We start from the raw sequence: 360 nt of genomic DNA, 5'->3' as shown, positions 1-360 counted from the left end.
AGCTGTGATCGGCGTACCTTCCAGCGGTTGTGTAACATGTGCTTCCACGGCTGCAAGTTTCGCTTCTTTAGTTGCGTTCTCTCCATTTATCACAGGCACGTTCACTACAACAGGTGCAGCTTGGACTACGAAGGCTACAGTAAGTGTTTTCACTGTTTCTTCATTTCCGTTATGATACGTCACGATATACTCTCCAGCTTTGCTTCCGGCTACTACTGTAGCTGTGATCGGCGTACCTTCCAGCGGTTGTGTAACATGTGCTTCCACGGCTGCAAGTTTCGCTTCTTTAGTTGCGTTCTCTCCATTTATCACAGGCACGTTCACTACAACAGGTGCAGCTTGGACTACGAAGGCTACAGT

Annotated in this window: 1 protein-coding gene; it reads right to left on the bottom strand. The window is 48.3% G+C overall.

The features are described 5' to 3' along the window. Nucleotides 1-360, bottom strand: a 360-nt coding sequence (locus tag HP552_RS00065) for a hypothetical protein (RefSeq protein ID WP_175393800.1), incomplete at both ends; no start/stop codon positions are given.

It is taken from the genome of Paenibacillus xylanilyticus (assembly GCF_013359935.1).
Lineage (GTDB): Bacteria > Bacillota > Bacilli > Paenibacillales > Paenibacillaceae > Paenibacillus > Paenibacillus xylanilyticus.
Note: the sequence above shows the minus strand (reverse complement) of the source record. Positions and strands in the feature narration are given on the sequence as shown.